The following is a 19,616-nucleotide window of genomic DNA, read 5'->3' on the forward strand; positions in this document are numbered from 1 at the left end:
TAGCCAGATTTTTCCGGACCGGCAAAGCGTTGTTCAGTGTTGGTCACGGCTCTTGATCGTATTTACCCCGGGTGGCGTAGACCCTATCGATGGTGGACCCCGTTCATCGGGGTAATCGAATGAATCATGCAAAATATTACTTTGACGAGTATTCATTCCGATTCAACCGGTCCCACCCACCTCTCATGCGTGCGGGGCATACTGTTCTACGGCTTGGTGAAACACGCCGTTGCCATCGATCTACACCCACGCGACCTACTCTCTGAAAAAGTCGACCGGCAGTGCCTTGGCAAAGTGCCAGCCTTGTGCGGCTTTACAGCCGAAGGCGCGCAACCGGGCGGCTTGGCTGGGGGTTTCGACTAGCTTTGCAGTGACGGTGATACCGAGCTTGTCGCCAAGGTCGATCATTGCCCGGGTGATCTGTTCGTTGGCCAGCCGAGCTTGAATGTCGCCATCGAGGCACTCGATGAACTTTCCCCCGAGTTTGACCACGTCGACGGGGAGGCGGGGAAGGTAGGCGAGGCTGGAGAATCCAATGCCGAAGTCGTCGATGGCGATGCCGACGCCGAGAGCGGACAATTCTTGTAGCCTGGTCACCGCCTTCTCGTCTCTGCTAAGGCGCGCGTCCTCGGCCAGTTCGAGCTGCAGGGCATGGGCGGGCAGGCCGGTTTCGCCGAGCACACCTTCGACCAGCACCAGGAAGCCGGGATCGCAGATGGTGCTGGCGGAGACGTTGACGCTGACAAACGGTTGCGGGTCGGTGCTGTGGTCACGCCAACTGCGGACGTGGCGGCAGGCCTGCTCGAGCACGAAGGCCGTGAGCGGCACCATCAGTCCGTTGTTCTCGGCACGGTCGATGAACCGGCCCGGGAGTAGCGTGCCCAACGTCGGGTGTTCCCAGCGCAGCAGGGCCTCGGCGCCGATGATGCGGTTGTCGGCAAGCCGGATGATTGGCTGGTAGACGAGGAAGAATTCACCGCGATCCAGTGCCACGCGCATCGAAGTGGACAGATAATGGCGAGTGTTGACCTGGTCGCGGTCGGAGTCCGCCCATTGGTCAGGATTGGCTACCATCGCTCGCGCTTGCATCGCGCCCCTAAACATCTCTTCGTAGTCGATCAACTTGGTCGGCCTGAGCGCGCAAGCGAACGCTGTAGCGCGCTGACAACAACGATCCATCCAAGGGCTGCATCAGGATTCACAGCCCGGTGGGCACCTCGCCGACCGCGGTGGCAACGCGAAGCACACCACCGAAGTCGTCTTGACCCGAACCGTCGCAGTAGATTCTGGAGTCCTGGGAGGCAAAGATCGTCAGCGATAATGCGTAAAAGTCCGTCACGTACTACGTAGAAGGTCCGTGAGTGCAGCCGTTCCGGGCATGCACGAACCGGCGCTTACACGTCGAAGGCGGCTGCGCGGCAATCAGTCTCGGTGGGTAACCCATTGTCGGCGGGCGATCGGTTACCTCTCGAATCGACGGCCGCCCGCATCTGAGTTAGCCAGGCCAGCGGTTTCCTACGGGCGCTGGGTGCAAAGATACGACTTCCGGGTGCAATAGTTACGCGCTATCGCTGATGTTCTTGTCCGCACCGGCCTTCAGAGTTGAGCCAACGCGTAGTCGCCACTCGGCACTACGGTGGGCGCGTCATCGACGCTTCGCTGACGGCCCGAGGTGGCAGATGTTGCGCTCGCTGCAGATCGCCGATCAAATCGCTCGTACGGGTCACATGCCAGTGAGGCGTCTTGATCTGATCTGGATCAGCGCACGAAACGCCGCGAGAAGGGAGCTTGATCTGGGCGTGGCTGCGCTGGTGGAGGCTGTGACGTTGCTCACTGCTGACGTCGAGGGCTCGACACGGCTGTCGCAGACGCGACTCAACGAGCTAGCGGCCGATTACCCAACCTTGGATCAGAACATATCGGAAGCTGTCGCGGCCCATGGCGGGGTGACGCGACCGGTAGACCAGGAGGTGGGTAGCGGTCTCGTCGTCGCGTTCCTGCGTGCTGGCGACGCGATCGCGTGCGCTTTGGAACTGCAGCTCTCAACGTTGGCGCCTATGCGGCCGCGTGTCGGTGTGCACACCGGCGATGTCCGGCTGCGCGGCGACGGCACCATCACCGGCTCCGCGATCAACGAGAGTGCGTGTCTGCGCGACCTCGCACACGAAGGCCAGACTTTGCTTTCAGCCGCCACTGGCGATCTGGTCATCGACCAGCTTCCGGCAAATACCTGGCTGACCGACGTCGGCAAGTACCCCCTGCGGGGTTTGCATCGCCAAGAACGGGTTATCCAGTTGTGTCATCGAGACCTACGCAATGAGTTTCCGCCGCTGCGGATGTCGGTCGGTAACAGATCCAGCCTTCCGGCCCAGTTCACCACTTTTGTAGGCCGTGACGCACAGATCAACGAGGTGCAAGAGGTCCTGACGAACTACCGGCTGGTGACGCTGCGCGGCGAGGGCGGTGTAGGTAAGACGCGTCTGGCGATCCAGATCGCGGCCGCGTCGGAATTTCGCGATGGTCTGTGTTTCGTCGACTTGGCACCGATTGCCGATCCCGGCATGGTGTCCACCACCGCGGCCCATGCTCTAGGTCTGATCGATCGGCCGGGCAGCTCAACATTCGACACTCTTAGTCATGCCATCGGCAACTGCCACATGCTAATGGTGTTGGACAACTGTGAGCACGTGTTGGATGCGTGCGCCGAGCTGGTCGTTGAGCTGCTGGGTGCCTGCCCGGAGTTAAGCATTTTGGCGACCAGCCGCGAGTCGATCGGCGTGACCGGCGAGGTCACATGGGTGGTGCCGTCGTTGTCTCCGGCGAACGAAGCAATCCAGTTGTTCACTGAACGTGCGCGCCTAGTCCAACCCAATTTTGAGATCGTTGCTGACAACTTCGACGCCGTGAGCGAGATCTGCCGGCGGCTAGACGGTATGCCCCTGGCAATCGAGTTGGCCGCGGCACGATTGCGGTCGTTGTCGCCAAACGAGATCGCCAACAGTTTGGATGACCGATTCCGCCTGCTGACCGGTGGTGCTCGCAGTACGGTGCAGCGCCAGCAGACATTACGGGCATCTATGGATTGGTCGTACGCACTGCTGACTGACACCGAACGGATCCTGTTCCGCCGCCTTGCGGTGTTTGTGGGCGGTTTCGACCTCACCGCGGCGAGCGAAGTCGCCGCCGCCGGCGGCGACGACTTCGTCGAGCGGTATTCAGTGCTTGATCAACTGACGCTGCTTGTCGACAAGTCGCTGGTGGTAGCCGAAGAAAGCCGAGGCAGTACGCGCTATCGGCTGTTGGAAACCGTACGCCAGTATGCGCTAGAAAAACTGAACGAATCCGAAGAAATCGACGGGGTGCGCGCTAGGCACCGGACCCACTACGCAACCATGGCGGCAGGGCTGAACGTTCCCGCCTCCACCGACTATGAACAACGCCTCCTGCAGGCTGAAGCCGAAATCGATAATTTGCGTGCCGCATTCACCTGGAGCCGTGGAAACGGCGATATTGCAGCCGCATTGCAGCTCGCATCCGCATTGCAACCGCTGTGGTCGCAGGGGCGCATGCGCGAAGGGCTGGCCTGGCTCGAATCCATCCTCGAGCGGGAAGGCGACAATCATCTTGTGCCGGCGGGGGTTTGGGCGCGGGCGCTTGCGGAGAAGGTAATACTCAAGGCTTGGCCGGCCACGAGCCCGATGGGCGCCCCCGACATCGTCGCGCAGGCTCACCATGCCTTGGCGCTGGCACGCGACGCAGGCGACTGCGCAGTGTTGGCTCGAGCGCTCGTCGCATGTGGCTGCGGCAGTGGTTGCGACACGGAAGCCGCTCAACCCTACTTCGCCGAGGCGATCGAGCTGGCGCGCGCCATTAACGATGAGTGGACATTGAGCCAAATCGATTATTGGCAGGTGGTCGGGATCTTCATATCGGGTCAGCCAATTCCTTTGCGAGCTGCGGCCGAACAAGCTCGAGAGCTCGCCGACAGCATCGGAAACCGGTTCGTCTCACGTCAATGCCGCCTGTTTGCCTGCCTGGCGCAGATATGGGAAGGCGACGCGAACGGAGCATTGGCACTATCTCGCGACGTTACCGCCGAGGCCGAGGTGGCAAACGATGTCGTTACTAAGGTACTCGGTTTGTATGTCGAAGCCATGGCACTGTCTTACATCGGCGACAGCGCCGCCCGGACCATCGCTGGTGCGGCTCTCGAAGCTGCCACCGAGTTAGGCGGGATTTACCAAGATCTGGGTTACGGAGCGATAACTCGCGCGGCGTTGGCCGCGGGCGACGTAGCGGCCATTGAGGCTAGCGAAGCGAGCTGGGATCTTCGCAATCAACACAACGTGGTAACGGCACACCACGAGCTGATGGCGCAGGCAGCCCTGGTTCGCGGCGATGTGACCACGGCAAGACGTTTCGCCGACGAAGCTGTGCTTGCGAGCACCGGATGGCATCTGATGATGGCGCTGATAGCACGGGCGCGAGTGGCGATTGCGCAGGACGAGCTGGGAAAGGCACGCGATGACGCCCACGCCGCGGTGGCGTGCGGCGTCGGTGTGCAGACGTACCTCGCGATGCCGGATGCCCTAGAACTTCTCGCAGGTCTGGCCGGTGAGGCCGGTAACCACGGTCAAGCAGTGCGCCTTTTCGGCGCGGCCGCGGCCCAGCGGCAGCGTACGGGGGAGGTTCGCCACAAGATTTGGGACGCCGGCTATGAGGCCGCCACGGCGGCGCTTCGTGATGCGATGGGCGACGAAGATTTCACTGCCGCCTGGGCTGAGGGTGCCGCGGCCCCCTTGGACGAGGCGATCGCCTACGCACAACGCGGTCGCGGCGAACGCAAACGCCCAAGCAACGGCTGGGACGCGCTGACCCCGGCCGAGCACAAAATCGTAAAGCTCGTCACCGAAGGACTGGTCACCAAGGACATCGCCGCGAGGCTTTTCGTCTCACCGCGTACCGTGCAAACACACCTCACCCACATCTACACCAAGCTCGACGTCACCTCCCGTGTCCAACTTGTACAGGAGGCCGCGCAACACTCGACCTAGGATTGCGCGGCCAGCGCAGGCCCGGAGTTCGAATCGGATGCAATACGCAACCAATCTGGGCTCTTCTGCGCGTTGTCGCTGATGTTCATGGCTCTTCGCGCCCCCATGCTTGAGCGCATGAACGGTTTGCATACAGATGACGCGCCGGTCAATTGGCTCGAGCGGCGAGGTGGCCGGCTTACGTCGAGGCGGAGGGTGACGTTGCTCCATGCTGGAGTGGAACACCCGATGCGGCTGTGGGGCGTCCAATCCGAGGCGATAACTGCCGCGATGGTGCTTAGCCGGAAGGTATCGGCCATCATTGCCGGACACTGCGGTGTGCGCCTAGTTGATCAGGGCGTGGGCGATGGCTTCGTCGCCGCGTTCGCCCATGCCAGCGATGCCGTCGCATGTGCTCTGGAGTTGCACCAGGCTCCGTTGTCCCCGATCGTCCTGCGCATCGGGATTCACACCGGTGAGGCGCAGTTGGTCGACGAGCGCATCTACGCCGGCGCCACAATGAACCTGGCTGCAGAGCTACGGGATTTAGCCCATGGTGGGCAGACCGTGATGTCGGGTGCTACCGAGGATGCGGTACTCGGCCGGCTTCCCATGCGCGCTTGGCTAATTGGCTTGAGGCCCATGGAAGGGTCCCCGGAAGGGCATAACTTCCCCCAGTCACAACGCATAGCACAATTGTGCCATCCGAACCTTCGCAACACCTTTCCGCCGCTGCGCATGCGCATCGCCGATGCGAGCGGAATTCCTTATGTGGGGCGGATTCTGGTTAACGTTCAGGTAGTTCCCCACTGGGAAGGAGGGTGTGCCGCAGCGGGGATGGTCCTTGCTGGGTGAAGCGCCATTGAGGGCCAGACGATAGGTTGGCCAGCGACGTCCTCAACTCAGACTCTCGGCGCGACCTGACCGGCGGTTACGATCATCTGCTCGGACATTCGCAAGAGAGCGTGCTCGCCCACTCCCTGCGGCAAGGTGTAGGCCAGCTCGCGCAACTTAACCGCGCACTCGTAGAGCGTCTGGCGGAAATGCGTTTCGGTCATCGGGGTGCCTTCGCTCGTCGGCGAGATCGGCAGCGGTGTCTTGTGCTCATACAGATCAATCTCATTCATCAGAGCCATCATTCGCCGGCTAGCAGCTGCAAATCATCAGCACATCCACGTATGTCGTCGGCTGCCCAGCGCGCAATGTGTGGCACGGCGAGTTGATGTTCAACCTCGGCGTGTCCTGCATACTGGATTTCTTACTGTAAAGTCACCCAAATGGGTGGTGCCCGCCGGCTCAAGCTCGACGGGAGCATCCCCAACCAGCTCGCCCGGGCGGCCGACGCGGCCGTCGCACTTGAGCGCAATGGTTTCGATGGGGGCTGGACAGCTGAAGCCAGCCATGATCCCTTTCTCCCGCTGCTACTGGCTGCCGAGCACACGTCGCGACTTGAGCTTGGCACCAACATCGCGGTAGCGTTCGCGCGCAATCCGATGATTGTCGCCAACGTGGGCTGGGACCTACAGACGTACTCGAAGGGAAGATTGATCCTCGGTCTGGGAACCCAGATCCGGCCGCACATCGAGAAACGATTCAGCATGCCCTGGGGTCATCCGGCACGTCGGATGCGTGAATTCGTCGCCGCGCTGCGTGCGATCTGGTTGGCTTGGCAGGACGGGACCAAGCTTTGCTTCGAGGGTGAGTTCTACACCCACAAGATCATGACCCCGATGTTCACACCCGAGCCGCAGCCCTATCCCGTTCCGAGAGTCTTCATCGCCGCTGTCGGTGAAGCGATGACCGAAATGTGCGGCGAAGTCGCCGACGGCCACCTCGGTCACCCTATGGTCTCGAAACGGTACCTCACCGAGGTGTCGGTGCCGGCGCTGCTACGTGGCCTGGCGCGATCGGGTCGCGATCGCAGTGCCTTCGAGGTGTCGTGCGAGGTGATGGTGGCCACTGGCGCGGACGACGCCGAACTGGCGGCCGCCTGCACTGCCACGCGCAAGCAAATCGCCTTCTACGGATCCACGCCGGCTTACCGCAAAGTCCTCGAGCAGCATGGCTGGGGCGATCTGCACCCGGAGCTGCACCGCCTCTCCAAGCTGGGTGAGTGGGAGGCCATGGGTGGGCTAATCGACGACGAGATGCTCGGTGCTTTCGCGGTGGTCGGTCCGGTGGACACGATCGCCGGTGCCCTTCGCAATCGTTGTGAGGGCGTCGTCGACCGCGTCTTGCCGATTTTCATGGCCGCATCTCAGGAGTGTATTAACGCCGCACTGCAGGACTTTCGCCGTTGAGCGCGCCATCGGTGGATGAGGCCACCAAGATCGCTGCCCGCATAGAGGGCCCGCATTGCGTGCGGATCGGCGTTACCCGGCGGCGGGCACACGGGGCATTACGTACGCCCGCGGCGGCATCCGCAACGCATTGCTAACCCCGCCGAACCCGCCGCCGCTATTGGTCAGTTGCCCCAGCGGTAGCCCGCCCAGCATGTGTCCGGGGGCGGTTTGGGCGGCGCTGGTCAGGCTGGTCAGCGGCAGCGCCCGCGCCGCCGGGGTGACCGCCTGGTTGGCCGCGGCCCAGGCCTGCGGCACCGACAACGAACCGACCGAGGCCGCCCGACCCAAGTTGGCGGCCACCCCAGCGCCCAGACCCGAAGAACCCAGCGACGAACCCAGCTGGCTGCCCAGCGAGCTCATCGCCTGGACCCCGTTTTGCGCCGCGGTTTCCACGGCCTGAGCCGCCGCCGGAGCAAAGCCCTTCAACATCGAGTGCAAGGTGCTGGCCATCGACACACCCGAGTTGGTCATCGACACGTGGTTGTTGAGCATCGACACGATGTTGCTGAGCGGCGACAGATGCGGCGAGATGGCTTTCCAGAGTTCACTCAGTTGGTCGAACGGCCAGATGCTTTTCGTGGGCTGGGCCAGTTGTTGCAGCGCTTGGGGCACATTGTTCATCAACTGGTTCGCCGCGGCGGTGTCGATGGCCTCCTCGACCGCGACGGCCTGCTCAAGGAGCCCGCCGGGGTTGGTGATCAGTGGGGCGTCCTCGAACGGCAGCAACGCCTCGGTCGCCGTCGCCGCCGTGGCGGCGTAGCCAAACATCGCGGCGGCGTCTTGGGCCCACATCTCCCCGTATTCGGCCTCGTTGACCGCGATCGCCGGCGTGTTTTGCCCCAAGAGGTTGGTCGCTATCAGAATCATCAGTTCAGCACGGTTCTCGGCGATCACCGGCGGGGGCACCGTCAGCCCATACGCCGTCTCGTAGGCCGCCGCAGCAACCCGGACCTGGGCGGCGGTCAGCTCGGCCTGCCCCGCGGTGACGCTCATCCACGCCACATACGGCGAGGCCGCCGCCACCATCAGACCCGCCGACGAACCTATCCACGATCCCGTCGTCAGACCCCAGACCACCGACTGAAACGCCGACGCGGCCGAAAACAGGTCACTCGCCACGCTGTCCCACATCTGAGCCGCGGCCACCAGCGAGGCCGAACCCGGGCCGGCATACATCCTCGCGGAGTTGATCTCCGGTGGTAACGCCCCGAAGTCCACCACTTCGATAATCCTTCCGCTCGGCCATAACTAGCACCAATGATGGACAGCAAACAACGTCGGCAACAGGTCAAATTCTCTCAAGTAGTCACAACCCCAGATGCAAAGTGCACCAGCCGCCCTGCCGCGAAGCTAAATCCAGCTGAACAATCTGAACATCAGGTAAATACAGTGGCAACTAATCTTAAATAACCCGGCCGATTAGACAGCGGCCGAGATCTGTTTGAGGTCGGGCCGTGATTGTCCGGAGAACGGCCGGTATCTCGCACGAGCAGCCACCCGCGCCCCCGTCAGACTTGGCGACCGCCTACGGCAACCTAAACCGGGGTGAACTTGGTGATCAGCCAATTGCCGTCGACCTTGGCTAGGGTCACCATCACGCTGCTGGCCGCCATCGACGGATTGGGGCTGTCCTTACTGGTAGTGCTCTGGTCGACAAAAACCAGAACGACAGCCGAATCCGGATGTAGCTCCGACACGGCCGCGCGCACCACCTTGGCGGTGGTTTTCAGTGACTTCTGTTTGGCCGCCGGAGCCACGATCTGCTGCGTGAACTGGTCGTAGTAGGACAGGAAATCGCCGGCGAGGTGCGACCTGGCGGTAGCGAAGTCTTGGTCGAGCGTGTCGGGTGAATACGACAACAGCGCGATTGTCCCGTCAGACGCCGCGGCGACGGCAGCACGGGCGGCGCCGGAGTCCGTCTGCTGATCGGGTCGGTATTGCTCAAGGTATAGCCATCCCGTCGCGCCCCCAGAGATCAACATGAGCAGGATGAGAATCACCGGAACGGGTTTCAAGGTAACCTGCATTCGCCACAGGTCACGGTGCCGCTGACCCTTCTGCGCGGTAGATTCCGTTGCAGAGTCGGTGTCAAATGCCTCGGTCGCCGAATCACCGGCTTCGCCTGCGGCTGAGTCAATCTCAGCGACTTCGGTGGCGTCAGTGGTTTCGGTGTTGACGTCGCGTACGTCATCGGTCACGGTACGAACTCAACTTTCGACATCTTGTACTGTCCCCCCTCTTCGGTCACGGTCACTTTGAGCCGCCACGCACGTGGTTCGTCTTTCGCCCCAGCGGAATTGGTGACCCGTGAAGTCGCCGCGACGAGCACCACGGCGGAATGCTCGTTCATGGATTCGACGGCTGTCGCGTTCACCGTGCCTTCGGTGACCACTTTGGACTGTTCGACAACCTTGGTGAAATCGGCTGCCCGCTGCTGGAAGTCATCCCTGAATTCGCCGGTGGAGCTGTCGATCACACGCGCGACGTCTTCTTTGGCCTTGTTGAAGTCCAGCGAGGTCATGTTGATGACACCTTGCTTGGCTCCGGCGGCGAACGCCGCGGCGCGCTGCTGGCGTTCGGTGGCCTCATGGTGTTGCCACACAATGTATCCGCTGAGCCCGGTGAAGCCGCAGATGATGACGACTGCGGCCGCCATGGCAATCGTGGACAGTCTTGGTAACCGCACCCGCAACCGCCGTCGCCAGGATGCCGACCGTGCGGCCTCCTGGTCTGCGGCCTCATAGTCGTCATAGTCGTCATAGTCTTCGGCGTCTTCCCAGTCTGCATACTCCTCGGGGACGTTCTCGTCCTCGGCTGGGGCCATCGCCAGCGCCTCACGCTTCAACCGGGCGGCACGGGCACGGGCCCGCGCCGCGGCGGCCAGCGCTTCGGCTTCGGCGGCTTCGGCTTCGGCGGCCAACGCCATCGCGTCGGCTTGCGATGTCCCCGCGTCCGACGGTGGTTCGGTTGTCTCAGCCATCGTGGATACAGCCCGTCAGTATCATTCTCGACTGAACTCCGGTATCGCTCACAGTATTGCCCATTGCTAACATTCGAGGCCCCAGCGAACTCCTACGAGGACCGATCAGGCAGACGATCACCCACCTGAGTTTTCCCCGGCAGCATGACTGGTGTTGACTCTCTCGAAAACATACTCTTTACTTCGACCCTCCAAGCGTTTCTCCAAAAGATTCCCGGTTGTGCCATGTCGTGTCGTGAACGCGTGCAGGTGATGGTCGACGGAACGCCCGTGCAGGCTCGTTGAGCCGCCTACTCCTGGGCGAAGATGTCCTCGGTGTCGGCGCCGACAACGGGCAGCTGGACCAGCGACAAGACATGGTGCGCCGGGCTGCCGGGTGGGGCCACCAGCACGCACTCGGTCCCCTGTTTGCGTGCCCGGTCACAAGCGGCAGCGAGGGCGCCGACGCCGGCCGAACCAAGGTGGGTGACGGCACTGAGGTCGATCGTCACGGGTGCTATGCCAGAACGGCTTTCGACGGCGATCTGGCGGTCCAATGTGGCTGCGGTGGTCGAATCGACGTCGCCCCGGACAACGATGCGGCCGGATTCAACTAGGGAGACGAATTCGCTGTCGATGGTTTGTTGGAAAGCTGCCCGGCGAACCATCGTGTCGGTGACAAACCGCGCCGGCCGCGACAGGCGATGCGTAAGTGTGGCAGTCGTTCCGCCGGCGCCATGCATGATGCGCGCCTCCGACACTAGGGCCTCGGCCATCGCCAGGCCGCGCCCACGGCCACGGGCGCCGTCGCGGTGGTCCTTCCATTGGCCCCGGTCGATTACCGATGCCCGCACGTTGCCGTCGCCGGCCAGCGCGGCCTCGACAACGATGCCCTTGGAGACGTCCGTGGCGTATCCGTGTTCGACCGCGTTCTCGACGAATTCGGAGATCGCGTGCACGATATCGGCGATGTCGGAGTGGTCGGCGCCGATCTCTGCCAGCCACTCACGAAGCTGGGCTCGAACGGTTCGTGCCGCGTTGATCGTCGCATCCAGCGTTATGTGCAGCGGCGGCGTTGGCGCCCGGCGTTGCATCGCAAGCAGGGTCACATCGTCGTTGTAGCCGGTGGACCGCAGCAGCAATTCAAGTGTGTCCGAACAGAGTCGGTCGATGGGCCGTGCCGGGGCGTCGAGCACAAAGCCGCCACTGCCGCTGGCGATGCTGGCCGCTAGGTCGGCAAATTCGGCGGTGCTGGCCTCGAGCGGCCGACCGGGCCGCTCGATCAGGCCGTCAGTGTAAAAGAGGATCGCGTCGCCGATGTTGAGCACTTCACTGCGCACTGGAAATCCGGTTCCGCTGCCGAGCGGACCCGCGCCGGTTGGTTCGACATACCGCGCACTCGCGTCCGCGGTCACCAGCAGCGGTGGCGGGTGTCCGGCTGTGCAGTACTGGAATTCGCCCGAGGTGAAGTCGAGCGAGCCGACACACATGGTGGCCGATTTCGATCCAGGTACCTGTTTATGGAAGCGGTCCACTGCCTCAAGCGCCTCGACGACCGTGTACCCCGCCGAGATCTGCATGCGTAACGCCGTACGTAATTGCGACATGACCGCTGCGGCCTCCACGCCGTGGCCCACGACGTCGCCAACGACGAGCACCAACCGATCCCCGAGGGCCAGCGCGTCGAACCAGTCGCCGCCGGCCGCGGTATCCTCGGCGGCGACCAGGTACTCGGCGGCTATGTCGGCGCCGGGAACCACGGGCACCGACGCGGCCAGCAACGCCTGCTGCATAACGGTGGCTGAATCGCGCACATTGCGATAGCGCTCGGACAGTTCCTCCACGCGCGCCTCGGCCGCCTGCCGGGCTCGCACTCGGCTGGTGACGTCGTCCACAATGAGCTGCACGCCCTCGATCGATCCGTCCGCCCGGCGGCGCGGTGTGACGACAAAGTCGAAGTATCGTTCCTCAACTCCGGAACCGTCGTAATCAGTTTGTAGTCGCCACTCCGATCCTGATTGCGGCTCACCGGTTTGATAGACCCGGTCCAACATTTCGTAGATCTGCTGACCCTCCAGTTCGGGATAGACCTCCCGAGCGGGCTGTCCCACGGTGTCAAGCAATGGACTGAAGCCGCGATAGGCCGCGTTCACTGCGACAAAGCGATGGTCAGGCCCCTCGAGGCCAACCAGAATCGCAGGGATGTGCTCGAAAATGCGTCGTACATCCTCGGCCGCACCGACCGTTTTGTCCCAGTCCATTTCGGCCGCCATTTGGCCGTCCCTCCTACGGACCGATGTAGCAAACGGGTCAACGTGCGCAGACCAATTCGCCAGGCAACGCAACCAGGTTATCAACGTGCCCTACCAGCTTGCCGGAAAAGCAAAAGTGCGTTTGGGGCAGGCCGCCACTTATGTCGCTGACAGCGCGGACTCCGTGGTCGGGTGTACGGGCAGCACGTCGCCGTATCCGCAGGCGTGGATGATGCGCGCGACAGCACGGTCGCGGCTTACCAGGCGCACGTCCACGCCCCGGCGTCGACACCGTTCGGCCTCGTGAGCAAGGACGGCGACTGTGCAGCAGCCCATGAAATCGAGGCCGTTGAGGTTGACCACGAGTGGTTCCGGCGCGGTGGTGGCCGCGGCCGCCTTCGTGACCAGATCTTGCCAAGTGTGCTCATTGGCGGCGTCGATCTCGCCACGCGCATGGATAATCACAGCCGAGTCGTGGTGCTGGATGGTCGCCTTGAGCGCGTTGCTCACCGGAGTAGTGAATGACCCTGCCTGAGTCGGGTTCATGGTGCACTCCTCATCGGCGGCACCCGAGCCCCCAATTGGATTGCCGGTCCTGCGCGCCGCGGAAAACCGTCGTCTTTGTATAGCAAGGCCGGCCCGCTCCGTCTATAGCGCCGAAGCCGGCGGCCAATGAGCTTCTCGGCGTCCTCGGAGCCGACCCCATTCTCCGCGCGGGTGGCCCCGCAGATGCGATCCAGCAACCCCGCCGACTCGCTCCGGACAGGTGGTGGTAGCCCTCGTAGGCTCAGCAATCGTGGACTTGCATTCACGACCACCGTGGTCGAACAACGCGGTGCGTCGTCTTGGCGTGGCACTGCGCGACGGAGTTGACCCGCCGGTCGACTGCCCGTCGTACGCCGAGGTGATGCTGTGGCATGCGGACTTGGCCGCCGAAGTCCAGGACCGGATCGAGGGCCGGAGTTGGTCTGCGTCGGAGTTATTGGTTACCTCACGTGCGAAGAGCCAAGACACCCTGCTAGCAAAGCTGCGGCGTCGGCCTTACCTGCAACTGAACACCATCCAAGACATCGCAGGTGTCCGCATCGATGCCGACCTCCTGCTGGGCGAGCAGACGAGACTTGCTCGCGAGATCGCCGACCACTTCGGTGCTGACCAGCCCGCTATTCATGATCTGCGTGACCACCCGCACGCCGGCTACCGGGCCGTTCATGTCTGGCTTCGGTTACCTGCCGGTCGTGTCGAGATACAGATTCGCACCATTTTGCAGAGCCTGTGGGCCAACTTCTACGAGCTTCTCGCTGACGCGTACGGTCGGGGCATCCGCTATGACGAGCGGCCGGAGCAGCTAGCGGCCGGCGTTGTCCCGGCACAGCTTCAAGAGCTGGTAGGGGTTATGCAAGACGCTTCAGCGGATCTGGCGATGCATGAAGCCGAGTGGCAACACTGTGCAGAGATCGAATACCCCGGCCAGCGGGCGATGGCGCTTGGCGAGGCGAGCAAGAACAAGGCGACGGTGCTCGCAACGACCAAGTTTAGGCTGGAAAGGGCCATCAATGAGGCCGAGTCGGCAGGGGGAGGTGGGTGAGGTGGCTGGCTATGTCGTCGAATACAACCGGCGCACCCACGTGCGTCGCATCACCGAGTTCGCCACCCCGCAAGAAGCGATGGAGCACCGGTTGAAGCTGGAAGCCGAGCGCACCGACAGCAATATCGAGATCGTTGCGCTCGTCAGTAAGTCGTTGGGAACCCTGAAGCAAACGCATTCGCGGTACTTCACTGGTGAAGAGCTGAACGTCGGAAACGGCGCGCGGTAGGCCCTTGGGTTTCCGCGAGTGTGCCGGGTCCGGTCGACATGGGGAGGTTCGGTCAACATGTCTACCCGGCACTAGAGCCCGAGCGCCCGATAGGTGCGGCGGACGAATTTTGGTTGCGCGGTCCGCAGTTTCGCCAGGGATGGGTTACCCGCGACGGCCGCGGCAGCGTCCACGGACAGATCGGGACAATGCTGGATCAGATACAGCAGTATCAGGTCGGCGCTCGGGTCGGCCTGCCACCATGTCCCGTACGCGCCGGGCCAGCTGAAGGTCCCGAGCCCGCCCGGCCCGAACAGCGGCCTGGACTTCGCCGGATCGGTCACCACCGATAGGTTCAGCCCGAAGCCGCGGCCCACCCAGAACGGCGCCCCCAGAAAGCTGTGCCGTTTCTGCTCGTCGGTCAGCCGGTCGGTGCGCATCAGGCGCACCGATTCAGGTGACAACACCCGGACCCCGTCGACCGTCCCGTCGCCCAACAGCATCCGCACGAACCGCAGGTAGTCATCGGCGGTCGACCACAACCCGCCGCCGGCGTTACAGAACGACGGCGGCGTGACGTGTGGCGGCCCCATCACGTCGTGCCGCAACCGGTCTTGTTCGTCGAGCCGGTACATGGTCGCGGCCCGTCGCTGCGCGTCGGCCGACACGTAGAAGCCGGTGTCGGTCATTCCTGCCGGACCCAGCACTCGCTCGTCGATGACCTGGTACAGCGGTGCGTCCTCGATGCGGGAGACAATGACACCCAAGACGTCGATGGCGTGGCTGTAGGTCACCCGGTCGCCAGGTTGGTGCACGAGCGGAAGGGTTGCCAGCGCTGCCAGCCAAACGTCGGGACCCTGGCCGAACGGCAGTCGCTGATAGGCCCGCGAAATTGGCCCCGACACCGAGAAACCGTAAGCCAGGCCGCTGGTGTGAGTGAGCAGGTCCTCGATCAAAATGGCTCGTCGCGCGGGATGTGTGCGATCCAGCGGGCCGGCGGCATCGTCCAGCACGGCCACCTTGCAGAGCTCCGGTGCCCAACGCGTGATCGGGTCACGCAGTGCCAGTTTGCCCTCGTCGACCAGGCTCATCGCCGCCGCCACCGTGACCGGCTTGGTCATCGACGCGATGCGAAACAGCGTGTCGCGTTGCATGGGCACGCCCGCGTCGATATCGCGATAGCCGATCTCGTTGACTTGCAACAATTTTTCGCGCTGCCAGACCATGGTTACCGCGCCGGAAAGCAGGCCCGCGTCGCATACCTCGCGGATGGACGCCTGATTGCCGTCGAGATTCACCCGGTTCAGGATACTGTCCGAGCCAGCGCGGCTCGGCGGATTACTGATTGTGCGAACGTTTTCCCGCGCACCGGTCGCGTGTTACTGTCGCGCTCTCCGGCGAATGTGATCTGGGGAACATGCTGTGAGCGCGGCGGCATGCTAGTGACGATGGTGTCGCTGCTGGTGAACCAGGGTGTGGGTAGGCAGTCACCGAGACCCGCAACCATGGACGGGGCTGGATTCGAGGCTCCGTGCATGCCGTACGACTAGGGGTAGCGCCCAGCTGCTCAATACCATCGGTTGGATAACAAAGGCTGAACATGAATGGCTTGATCTCACAAGCGTGCGGCTCCCACCGACCCCGGCGCCCCTCGAGCCTGGGGGCTGTCGCGATCCTGATCGCGGCGACACTTTTCGCGACTGTCGTTGCGGGGTGCGGGAAAAAACCGACCACGGCGAGCTCCCCGAGTCCCGGGTCGCCGTCGCCGGAAGCCCAGCAGATCCTGCAAGACAGTTCCAAGGCGACGAAGGGCCTGCATTCCGTCCACGTGGTGGTGACGGTAAACAATCTCTCGACCCTCCCGTTTGAGAGCGTCGATGCCGACGTGACCAACCAACCGCAGGGCAATGGCCAGGCGGTGGGCAACGCCAAGGTCAGAATGAAGCCCAACACCCCGGTGGTGGCCACCGAGTTCCTGGTCACGAACAAGACCATGTACACGAAGCGGGGCGGCGACTATGTCTCGGTGGGTCCGGCGGAGAAGATCTATGACCCGGGCATCATCCTGGACAAGGACCGGGGGCTGGGCGCGGTCGTCGGGCAAGTGCAAAACCCGACAATCCAGGGACGTGACGCCATCGACGGCCTGGCCACCGTCAAGGTGTCCGGGACCATCGACGCCGCGGTGATCGATCCGATCGTGCCTCAGCTAGGTAAGGGTGGGGGCAGGCTCCCGATAACCTTGTGGATCGTCGACACCAACGCCTCAACGCCGGCACCCGCCGCGAACCTGGTGCGGATGGTCATTGACAAGGACCAAGGCAACGTCGACATCACGCTGTCCAATTGGGGTGCGCCGGTCACCATCCCGAACCCGGCGGGATAACAGGCGCGAACCGGCCCGGTCCAGCCCCATCGCTGGTCGATGGCCTGGCCGGTCCGGTACTCGTCCGCGGGCGGAGGCCGCCTTCGAAGAAATCCTTTGAGAATTCGCCAAGGCCGTCGACCCAGCATGGGGTCAGCTCGCCAGCCGCGCCGGCTGGCAACCGTTCCCGCTCGAGAAAGACCTGGAGGAATACCAGTGACAAACGACCTCCCAGACGTCCGAGAGCGTGACGGCGGTCCACGTCCCGCTCCTCCTGCTGGCGGGCCACGCTTGTCAGACGTGTGGGTTTACAACGGGCGGGCGTACGACCTGAGTGAGTGGATTTCCAAGCATCCCGGCGGCGCCTTCTTCATTGGGCGGACCAAGAACCGCGACATCACCGCAATCGTCAAGTCCTACCATCGTGATCCGGCGATTGTCGAGCGAATCCTGCAGCGGAGGTACGCGTTGGGCCGCGACGCAACCCCTAGGGACATCCACCCCAAGCACAATGCACCGGCATTTCTGTTCAAAGACGACTTCAACAGCTGGCGGGACACCCCGAAGTATCGATTCGACGACCCCAACGATCTGCTGCACCGGGTCAAAGCGCGGCTAGCCGAGCCAGCGCTGGCCGCCCGGATCAAGCGCATGGACACACTCTTCAACGCCATCGTTGCAGTACTGGCCGTGGGTTATTTCGCGGTTCAGGGTGTGCGGTTGGTGGAACCGAGCTGGATGCCGCTGTGGGCCTTCGTGATTGCGATGGTTCTGCTGCGCAGTTCGTTGGCCGGGTTCGGTCATTACGCACTGCACCGCGCGCAACGAGGCCTCAACCGGGTTTTCAACAATGCCTTCGATCTCAACTATGTGGCCTTGTCCTTAGTCACCGCCGACGGACACACCCTGCTGCACCACCCGTATACCCAGAGCGAGGTGGACATCAAGAAGAACGTGTTCACGATGATGATGCGGCTACCGTGGTTGTATCGCGTTCCCGTACATACGATTCACAAATTTGGCCACATGCTCAGCGGCATGGCGATCCGGATCGTCGACGTCTTCAGGATCACGCGCAAGGTAGGTGTCGAGGAATCCTACGGAAGCTGGCGTGCCGCGCTTCCACACTTCCTTGGATCGGCCGGGGTGCGCTTGCTTCTGGTGAGTGAATTGGTGGTCTTCGCGATCGCCGGCGACTTCTGGCCCTGGGCACTGCAATTCGTAGCGACGCTGTGGGTTAGTACCTTCTTGGTGGTGGCGAGCCATGAGTTCGAGGACGACACCCAGGGCGGTGCCGTCAACGGCGAGGACTGGGGCATAGATCAACTCGAGCACGCTAATGACCTAACGGTGATCGGGAACCGCTACGTCGACTGCTTCCTGTCAGCCGGCCTGAGCTCCCACCGAGTCCATCACGTGCTGCCGTTTCAGCGCAGCGGCTTCGCGAACATCGTCACCGAGGACGTTTTGCGTGAGGAAGCAGCGAAGTTCGGTGTCGAGTGGCTTCCCGCAAAGGGTTTCATCACCGATCGGCTGCCGAGGCTGTGTCGGAAGTATCTGTTGACGCCGTCGCGCCAAGCCAAGGAGCGTCATTGGGGTTTCGTCCGCGAGCACTGCTCGCCGGCGGCATTGAAAGCCAGTGCCAGCTACGTGGTTGCGGGTTTCGTCGGAATCGGGTCGGTATGAACGTCTCAGCTGAGAGCGGTGCGCCGCGCCGGGCCGGCCAGAGGCATGAGGTTGGCCTTGCCCAGTTGCCGCCGGCTCCGCCCACCACGGTGGCGGTGATTGAAGGGCTTGCGACGGGCACGCCGCGTCGGGTAGTCAACCAGTCCGACGCCGCCGATCGGGTCGCCGAGCTTTTCCTCGATCCCGGTCAGCGGGAACGGATTCCGCGGGTGTATCAAAAATCGCGGATCACCACGCGCCGGATGGCGGTCGACCCGCTCGACGCCAAATTTGATGTCTTCAGGCGGGAATCTGCGACGATCCGTGATCGGATGCATCTGTTCTACGAACACGCGGTTCCGCTGGCGGTGGACGTGAGCAAGCGTGCCCTGGCCGGCCTGCCATACCGTGCCGCCGAGATCGGGCTGCTGGTGTTGGCCACCAGCACCGGATTCATCGCGCCGGGCGTGGACGTTGCGATCGTCAAAGAGCTCGGGCTCTCCCCGTCGATATCACGTGTCGTGGTCAATTTCATGGGATGTGCCGCCGCGATGAATGCCCTGGGCACCGCCACCAACTATGTTCGTGCCCACCCGGCCATGAAGGCGCTGGTGGTGTGTATCGAATTGTGCTCGGTGAACGCTGTTTTTGCCGACGACATCAACGACGTCGTCATTCACAGCTTGTTTGGCGACGGGTGCGCGGCGTTGGTGATCGGCGCCAGCCAGGTTCAGGAGAAGCTCGAGCCAGGCAAGGTGGTAGTCCGCAGTAGTTTCAGTCAGCTGCTCGACAACACCGAAGACGGTATCGTGCTTGGCGTCAATCACAACGGCATCACCTGCGAGCTGTCGGAGAATCTCCCCGGCTACATCTTCAGCGGGGTCGCACCGGTGGTGACAGAGATGTTATGGGACAATGGATTACAGATATCCGATATCGATCTCTGGGCGATCCATCCGGGTGGCCCCAAGATCATCGAGCAGTCGGTGCGCTCGCTGGGGATCTCCGCGGAGCTGGCGGCGCAGAGCTGGGACGTGCTCGCCCGCTTCGGCAACATGCTCAGCGTATCGCTTATCTTTGTGCTAGAGACGATGGTGCAGCAGGCGGAGTCGGCCAAAGCCATCTCGACGGGGGTGGCGTTCGCGTTCGGGCCGGGCGTCACTGTCGAAGGCATGCTGTTCGACATCATCCGACGGTGACCGCC

General features: G+C 62.9%; 17 protein-coding genes. 8 read left to right on the forward strand and 9 right to left on the reverse strand.

The features are described 5' to 3' along the window. Positions 1-255: 255 nt before the first annotated feature. Both FF952_RS07240 and FF952_RS07245 read right to left on the reverse strand, forming a co-directional pair. The gene (locus FF952_RS07240; RefSeq protein WP_003406987.1) at positions 256-1,179 is read right to left on the reverse strand and encodes a cyclic diguanylate phosphodiesterase; all 924 of its coding nucleotides are present in this window, start codon (positions 1,177-1,179) and stop codon (positions 256-258) included. 19 nt (positions 1,180-1,198) lie between these two features. Beyond that, positions 1,199-1,339, reverse strand: a complete 141-nt coding sequence (locus FF952_RS07245; protein ID WP_003406990.1) for a hypothetical protein — start codon at positions 1,337-1,339, stop codon at positions 1,199-1,201. A 235-nt stretch (positions 1,340-1,574) separates the two neighbouring features. Here FF952_RS07245 and FF952_RS07250 point away from each other — a divergent pair, with 235 nt between their 5' ends. Beyond that, the gene (locus FF952_RS07250) at positions 1,575-5,054 is read left to right on the forward strand and encodes a helix-turn-helix transcriptional regulator (RefSeq protein WP_003901139.1); all 3,480 of its coding nucleotides are present in this window, start codon (positions 1,575-1,577) and stop codon (positions 5,052-5,054) included. A 195-nt stretch (positions 5,055-5,249) separates the two neighbouring features. Beyond that, a complete protein-coding gene (locus FF952_RS07255; protein WP_194164305.1) occupies positions 5,250-5,888 on the forward strand; it encodes a nucleotidyl cyclase domain-containing protein in 639 nt (212 codons plus the stop codon). A gap of 47 nt (positions 5,889-5,935) precedes the next feature. Here the strand turns inward: FF952_RS07255 and FF952_RS07260 are convergent, their stop codons facing one another. Further along, positions 5,936-6,172 carry a hypothetical protein gene (locus tag FF952_RS07260; RefSeq protein WP_003407054.1) on the reverse strand — a complete coding sequence of 79 codons (237 nt, stop codon included), beginning with the start codon at positions 6,170-6,172 and terminating at the stop codon, positions 5,936-5,938. 138 nt (positions 6,173-6,310) lie between these two features. On the opposite strand from FF952_RS07260, the gene FF952_RS07265 reads away from it, so the two are divergent. Then, entirely contained in the window at positions 6,311-7,333 is a 1,023-nt protein-coding gene (locus FF952_RS07265; RefSeq protein WP_003898842.1) for an LLM class F420-dependent oxidoreductase, read from the forward strand. Between the two features lie 72 nt (positions 7,334-7,405). Here the strand turns inward: FF952_RS07265 and ppe19 are convergent, their stop codons facing one another. The 5 genes from ppe19 to rsfA form a co-directional block, all read right to left on the reverse strand. Next, a complete protein-coding gene (gene ppe19, locus FF952_RS07270) occupies positions 7,406-8,596 on the reverse strand; it encodes a PPE family protein PPE19 (RefSeq protein WP_003904610.1) in 1,191 nt (396 codons plus the stop codon). 314 nt (positions 8,597-8,910) lie between these two features. Continuing rightward, a complete protein-coding gene (locus FF952_RS07275; protein ID WP_003407152.1) occupies positions 8,911-9,573 on the reverse strand; it encodes a membrane protein in 663 nt (220 codons plus the stop codon). Next, positions 9,570-10,355, reverse strand: coding sequence for an Rv1363c family protein (locus tag FF952_RS07280; RefSeq protein WP_003407157.1), 786 nt, complete (start codon positions 10,353-10,355; stop codon positions 9,570-9,572). The genes FF952_RS07275 and FF952_RS07280 overlap by 4 nt, the downstream gene beginning before the upstream one ends. Positions 10,356-10,645: 290 nt before the next feature. Next, positions 10,646-12,607 carry a sigma-F factor regulator gene (locus tag FF952_RS07285; RefSeq protein WP_003407159.1) on the reverse strand — a complete coding sequence of 654 codons (1,962 nt, stop codon included), beginning with the start codon at positions 12,605-12,607 and terminating at the stop codon, positions 10,646-10,648. A gap of 138 nt (positions 12,608-12,745) precedes the next feature. Beyond that, positions 12,746-13,132: an anti-sigma-F factor antagonist RsfA gene (rsfA, locus tag FF952_RS07290; protein WP_003904611.1), complete on the reverse strand. Its 387-nt coding sequence runs from the start codon at positions 13,130-13,132 to the stop codon at positions 12,746-12,748. Between the two features lie 220 nt (positions 13,133-13,352). Between rsfA and FF952_RS07295 the strand changes: the two genes are divergently transcribed. Both FF952_RS07295 and FF952_RS07300 read left to right on the forward strand, forming a co-directional pair. After that, the gene (locus FF952_RS07295) at positions 13,353-14,174 is read left to right on the forward strand and encodes a GTP pyrophosphokinase (protein ID WP_003407164.1); all 822 of its coding nucleotides are present in this window, start codon (positions 13,353-13,355) and stop codon (positions 14,172-14,174) included. Then, complete coding sequence (locus FF952_RS07300; protein ID WP_003407167.1) at positions 14,167-14,403, forward strand: hypothetical protein; 237 nt, start codon at positions 14,167-14,169, stop codon at positions 14,401-14,403. Before FF952_RS07295 ends, FF952_RS07300 begins: the two co-directional genes overlap by 8 nt. Before the next feature lie 71 nt (positions 14,404-14,474). Here the strand turns inward: FF952_RS07300 and FF952_RS07305 are convergent, their stop codons facing one another. Next, positions 14,475-15,680 carry a serine hydrolase domain-containing protein gene (locus tag FF952_RS07305; RefSeq protein WP_003918234.1) on the reverse strand — a complete coding sequence of 402 codons (1,206 nt, stop codon included), beginning with the start codon at positions 15,678-15,680 and terminating at the stop codon, positions 14,475-14,477. 302 nt (positions 15,681-15,982) lie between these two features. On the opposite strand from FF952_RS07305, the gene lprF reads away from it, so the two are divergent. The 3 genes from lprF (at position 15,983) to FF952_RS07320 (ending at position 19,611) form a co-directional block, all read left to right on the forward strand. Further along, positions 15,983-16,768, forward strand: coding sequence for a lipoprotein LprF (gene lprF, locus FF952_RS07310; protein WP_003407180.1), 786 nt, complete (start codon positions 15,983-15,985; stop codon positions 16,766-16,768). 195 nt (positions 16,769-16,963) lie between these two features. Beyond that, positions 16,964-18,433 (forward strand): fatty acid desaturase, encoded by a 1,470-nt coding sequence (locus FF952_RS07315; protein ID WP_003900326.1) that lies wholly within the window; start codon positions 16,964-16,966, stop codon positions 18,431-18,433. Further along, positions 18,430-19,611 carry a type III polyketide synthase gene (locus FF952_RS07320; RefSeq protein WP_003904612.1) on the forward strand — a complete coding sequence of 394 codons (1,182 nt, stop codon included), beginning with the start codon at positions 18,430-18,432 and terminating at the stop codon, positions 19,609-19,611. Before FF952_RS07315 ends, FF952_RS07320 begins: the two co-directional genes overlap by 4 nt. Positions 19,612-19,616: the final 5 nt, after the last annotated feature.

Origin of the sequence: Mycobacterium tuberculosis complex sp. N0072, from assembly GCF_030323725.1 — a bacterium.
Classification (GTDB): domain Bacteria; phylum Actinomycetota; class Actinomycetes; order Mycobacteriales; family Mycobacteriaceae; genus Mycobacterium; species Mycobacterium tuberculosis.